Origin of the sequence: Vibrio sp. 10N.222.55.A1 (assembly GCF_041473835.1) — a bacterium.
In the GTDB taxonomy this organism is placed as follows: Bacteria; Pseudomonadota; Gammaproteobacteria; order Enterobacterales; family Vibrionaceae; genus Vibrio; species Vibrio crassostreae_C.
In genome coordinates, this window is the sequence record NZ_JBFRSX010000112.1 from 1 (window position 1) to 5,642 (window position 5,642).

4 protein-coding genes and 1 tRNA gene are annotated in these 5,642 nt (G+C 43.2%); 3 read left to right on the plus strand and 2 right to left on the minus strand.

Features of this window, described 5'->3' with window-relative positions; translation table 11 throughout:
- Positions 1 to 356: 356 nt before the first annotated feature.
- Both ltaE and AB4493_RS21530 read right to left on the minus strand, forming a co-directional pair.
- On the minus strand, positions 357 to 1,361 hold the full coding sequence (gene ltaE / locus AB4493_RS21525) for a low-specificity L-threonine aldolase (protein ID WP_372155794.1): 1,005 nt from the start codon (positions 1,359 to 1,361) through the stop codon (positions 357 to 359).
- 39 nt (positions 1,362 to 1,400) lie between these two features.
- On the minus strand, positions 1,401 to 1,916 hold the full coding sequence (locus AB4493_RS21530; RefSeq protein ID WP_104216313.1) for an NUDIX hydrolase: 516 nt from the start codon (positions 1,914 to 1,916) through the stop codon (positions 1,401 to 1,403).
- Between the two features lie 288 nt (positions 1,917 to 2,204).
- On the opposite strand from AB4493_RS21530, the gene AB4493_RS21535 reads away from it, so the two are divergent.
- From AB4493_RS21535 to AB4493_RS21545, 3 genes are all read left to right on the plus strand, one after another.
- Positions 2,205 to 3,860, plus strand: coding sequence for an ATPase RavA domain-containing protein (locus AB4493_RS21535; protein WP_017067123.1), 1,656 nt, complete (start codon positions 2,205 to 2,207; stop codon positions 3,858 to 3,860).
- Between the two features lie 11 nt (positions 3,861 to 3,871).
- A complete protein-coding gene (gene viaA, locus AB4493_RS21540) occupies positions 3,872 to 5,317 on the plus strand; it encodes an ATPase RavA stimulator ViaA (RefSeq protein ID WP_017064542.1) in 1,446 nt (481 codons plus the stop codon).
- 199 nt (positions 5,318 to 5,516) lie between these two features.
- Positions 5,517 to 5,590, plus strand: a tRNA-Cys gene (locus AB4493_RS21545).
- Positions 5,591 to 5,642: the final 52 nt, after the last annotated feature.

Here is a 5,642-nt window from a genome sequence, read left to right on the forward strand (position 1 = left end):
ATAATGCTCAGGTTGGTGAAACCTACGCCATGATTAAAGCGTTGAATAAGCTCACAGGGTTAGGTATGCCTAAAACGATAGAAATAGCCTAATAATCACCCATACTGGCCGTTTCTATCTGAGATCCAATTAGGAAACAAAGCCGTTTAAATGTGAGAATAATTCTTAGAAGGTATTCTCATAGACCAAAACGAGATCGCGTTCTGTTCCAGTCAATCAAGTGTGTTTATGAGAAAACTAGCAGGTGTCAAAGGCTATTTGGGCTGTGGAGTTGGTTAATGATTTTGCTCAAAAATAAAGCTTCCCATAGGGGAAGCTCAAATCTCAATTGCTATAGAGGCTAATCTCGTCAAGAGTTAAAGCGCATTTTCTAGCTTTATTAGGAAAGTAACGATGTCTTCTGAACTGATATCTTTATGGGTAACAAAACGTACTGGATTACCAGGCGACATAGTAATGTCTTGCTCACTTAACTCGCTTGCGATGCGGTTGATATCTACTGACTCATCTAATTTAGCAAACACAATGTTAGTTTGGATGAAATCAGGGTTAACAGAAAAGCCTTCTAGCTTGTTTAAACCAATCGCTAGATTTTTTGCATTGTCGTGGTCAGCTTTAAGTTGAACCACGTTCTCCTTGAGCGCCATTTTACCTGCTGCGGCAAGAATACCTGCCTGACGCATACCGCCACCCACCATTTTACGTAGGCGGCGTGCTTTGGCGATGTACTCTTTACTACCAAGAAGTAAAGAGCCAATCGGCGCGCCTAAGCCTTTTGATAAACAGATCGTCATAGAATCGAAATGTTGTGCGATCTCTTTGATGTGTACATCTAATGCGACTGCTGCGTTATAGACGCGCGCGCCATCTAGGTGCATTTGAAGTCCGTGTTGGTTTACGAACTCACGTGCTTCCGCTAGATAAGACATTGGCAGGACTTTACCATTGATCGTGTTTTCTAAACTAAGAAGCTTGGTACGAGCAAAGTGGCTGTCGTCGGGCTTAATCGCAGCGGCAAGCTTTTTAAAGTCTAAAGTACCGTCTGGGTTATTCTCGATTGGTTGAGGTTGGATAGAACCAAGGACCGCAGCGCCGCCAGCTTCGTATTTGTAGTTGTGCGCCTGCTGGCCACACAGATATTCATCACCACGCTCACAATGCGCCATTAAGCCAAGAAGGTTGGCTTGTGTACCTGAAGAGGTAAACATTGCCGCTTCAAAGCCTGTCTCATTTGCTGCCCACTGTTCTAGTTCGTTGACGGTTGGGTCATCGCCATAAACATCATCGCCCACTTCTGCGTTTGCCATTGCGTCACGCATAGCTTGCGAAGGTTTAGTTACGGTATCAGAACGAAAGTCCATGTTTCTCTCCTAGAGTACTTTAGGTAGCCATATAATTGGCTATAGATGGCCACATAGTTGGGCTTTACTTAAACAAGCGATAGTTTTGGTATCAGTGATTTGATCGTGTCGTATTTTGTCGTGCAGTTCTTCTAGGCTTAGTTCGATCACCTCTATGACTTCATCTTCGTCGCATTTAAAGCGGGTAGTGAGGCTTAAGTCTTTGGCGACGAACAAATGCTGAATCTCATCACAGAATCCAGCTAAAGGGGTGACTTGCCCCAAGCTTTGAAAAGAAGTTGCACTGTAACCTGTTTCTTCTTCCAGTTCGCGTTGGGCACATTGAAGAGGTGTCTCATCTATTTCCATCGTGCCTGCGGGTAGTTCCAAAAGCCATTTCTTTAGAGAAGGGCGGAACTGGTTAATGAGGATGATTTTTCCAGACGAAGTGATAGGAAGAATAACTGCCGCGCCAGGGTGATTGATTGTTGTATGTTTTACCACGACGTTCGTAGGGAGCGTCACGTTCTCCTCTATGAGAGAAATACTTTTCCATTTATGGATAACTTTACTCATGCAGTCTGGCCACATTCCTTGCCAATTTTTCGTATAACGGAAGACGTGCACCACCATAACGTCTATGGTGTCGAAAATAAAAGAAAAATTAGGTTTCGTATTAGATTTAGTTTCACGCCGTTCGTGATGTTACTCTCATAATTGGAATCTATGATTGCGCCAAAATTACCGACGTAACCATCTGATATAAATGCAACTCAATAATAAAATGCACTTGTAACAAAGCGCTAACAAATGTATAAAAACAATTCTACACTCTCAACTATTCAAAGATTTTCGGAGTAACGCATGAACCCTTCTATTTCTTCACATGCTGACAAGGCGCTACTCTCTGAAAGAATCAATAAATTAGCGCATGCTCTGTCTGATGGTGTCTACGAAAGAGAAGACACCATTAAGCTTTGTTTACTGGCTGCTTTGGCTGGTGAAAGCGTGTTTCTATTAGGCCCTCCGGGCATCGCAAAAAGCCTTATCGCGAAACGTCTCATTCAGGCTTTTGATAACAGCAGCTATTTCGAATATTTGATGACTCGTTTCTCTACTCCCGAGGAAGTGTTCGGCCCACTAAGTATCCAAGAATTAAAAGACAACGGTCGTTACGTAAGACTAACCGAAGGCTACCTACCAACTGCACAAGTCGTCTTCCTCGATGAGATCTGGAAAGCCGGCCCTGCAATCCTAAACACGCTACTTACTGTCGTTAACGAAAAGACTTTCAAAAACGGCAGTGATATTGAACGTGTACCGATGCGTCTACTAGTATCGGCATCCAACGAACTTCCAGATGAAGACAGCGGCTTGGAAGCACTTTATGACCGTATGTTGGTACGCGTGTTCGTGAACCGTATTCAAAACAAACAAAACTTCAAATCGATGCTGACGACGGGTACTTCTCAAGAAGCGGTAATTCCAAAAGGTTTGGCGATTACGGACATTGAATACCATCAATGGCAGAAAGAGCTCGATAAGCTGGAACTGACAGACAATTCGTTTGATAAGTTGTTTGAACTAAAAACCATGCTTGAAGAGACGGTTAAGAAGCAAGGCTCTGCTTCAGAGTCAGAATTGTATGTATCAGACAGACGCTGGAAGAAGGCCGTTAAACTATTGAAAGCGAGTGCGTTCTTCAGTGGTCGCGATAGCGTGAACCCGCTGGATATTATGCTTCTGCAAGATTGTTTGTGGCATAGCCCAGAATCACGTGATGTGGTTCGTAGCGTGGTGAAAGACTTTGCATTGAACCGAGCGTTTGATCAACAAGAGTCGAAAGCTCAAATTGAAATGTCTCGTGAAGAGTTAGAAGAGATTCAAGACGATGTTGAATCAACGTTGTCGGTGTCACTTTCTATGGAGTCAACCAGTGGCTTGTTGCGTAAAGATGTTTACCAGAATGACATCAAGAACGCGAAAATGTACAGTGTGGGCAGTGCTTACAATCTAGTGAAACTGGTTATGCTGCAAAGCAACATGTCGGTTTCTGAATCTGAGAAAGGCGATAGCCGTTGGGTATACGTAGCCAAAGACGATTTTGATCGTGTTCTTAAAGAAGGTCACGGTGATATTTACGGTTACGTAAACGAAAATAAAAACCTATGCCGTTTAAAACTCGACTTGGATGCATCAAACCAATTAGTGATTAAAGACATCGCCAATCGCTCTGTATTGGTGAGTGTGGTTACTACTGACGGTTTAGACCAAGAACTGTACAACAAGTGGTTGAGTGGCGCTGAGAAAGCCTTAGAACAGTTAACTGAAGCTGAATTCAAGTTAAAACGCGTTCGTACTGAATTCCATGATGCATTACCTCATAACTATATTGACCCTGATTTACCAAAAGCGATGGAAGCAAGTTTGCAATCGGTAACGCAAGATCTTGAAACCACGAAAGTGAAGAGTGCCAAGATCGCTCAGCGTATTAAGTTTATGAGCCAGTACTTCGAGTAAGAGGAGAGCATATGTTAGGAGCAGACGGCTTAAACCTCGCTTTGATGGTAGCTGATTCCGGAATCATTGATACCGCGATGAATGATCTCATCGCTCGTTCTCAAGTCATGATGGCTGCAGAGAACAAAGGTGTGAAAACATCAGTGAAAAACCACTTAGTTAAATGGCGCGGTAAAGTTAAAAAACGCGTTACTAAGGTGTGTGAAACTGATCGATTCCAAGAGGAAATCGCCCTTTACCAAGAAGTGATTTACTGGGATGAACCTCAGTTCTTTGATGAGATTGACAGCGTTATCAAAAAGCTGGAGTGGCACTCAGCGTTTTATCTACAAGCTCGACGCCTTATGGAGAACAACAAGGGTGTTTATAACGCGATGTTTCCACACTACTTTTGCGACCAATGGTACCAATCACTTTCTGATGCGATTAAACAAGCTCAAGTAACTGAACTTGAAACAAGCAAAGAAAAAGTCTTAGCCGATCTTTATCAGCGCATGGAAACCATGAAAAACATGGATAAAGTGACTGAGTCGGGTGATGAAGGCAGTGTAGGGCGCTTGTGGGACATGGCTTCTGCCAAATTAAGCAAAACAGACCTTACCATCATGAAACGTCATGCTGAGTTCTTGAATAAGCACAAGGGCTTGCAAGAGATCGCTGAAAAGCTAGGCCGTATGGCTGGTGAGGAAGATGATCCTTCGCTACACAAAGCCCCTGTAGAAGAATTGCAGGTGGTTGAAGAGAAAAGCGATGAAGCGGTCGATGATATTGTCGGGATTCATGAAAGTGATGACCTTAACAAGATGCTGCCAAACGAAACCATGTTCTTAGCTTATCCTGAACTTGAGGTTATCTTTTACAAGCACTTGGCCGACAAGCGTTTACTGAGCTATCGCTCGCAAGGTAAATCACGCACGTTACGCAAAGTGAAGGCGCAAAAACCAGATAGCAAGAACATCGATATTGAAAAGGGCCCTTTTATAGTCTGTGTGGACGCTTCGGGTTCTATGAGTGGTTTCCCTGAGCAGTCTGCTAAAGCAATGGCTTATGCCTTAATGCAAATTGCTCTTGCAGAAGAGAGAGACTGTTATGTGATTCTTTTTTCTTCTGAGCAGATTACCTATGAGTTAACAAGGCAAGATGGCCTACGTGAAGCGAGCGACTTCTTAAGTTACTCATTCCACGGCGGTACGGATTTGGAACCTGTTCTCATGAAGTCGATTGACCTAATGACTGGTGATAAATACAAGAATGCCGATTTAATCGTACTTTCTGACTTTATTGCGCCGAAACAATCAGACGAAATGATTGCTCAGGTTGAAAAGTTGAAAGAACACAAAAACCGTTTCCATGCGGTTAGTCTTTCTAAGTATGGCAACCCTCAACTTATGACTATGTTTGACCACTGCTGGGCGTATCATCCGAGTCTTGTCGGTCGTTTTATGAAGAAGTGGTAGCGCTAGAACATCTTGTTTAACTCGATTTTGCTGTGTGTTTTTTGATTAAAGAGATCGAACATGCAGCAATTTGATTTAAATGTCAGCAAACGGAATTTAAATTCACTTTTTTGTTTGACTATCTCCCCTCAATCCGTAAAGTAGGCACCCGAACACAGCGGTGCGGCTTACTTAAGTCCCTAAAGTGTTGAATTAAAAAGGCGCCTTGGCAGAGTGGCTATGCAGCGGATTGCAAATCCGTGGACCTCGGTTCGACTCCGGGAGGCGCCTCCATTCTTTTTCTTAGCTTGATAAGTTAAGAGATATTAAGAATGAAAATGCGATA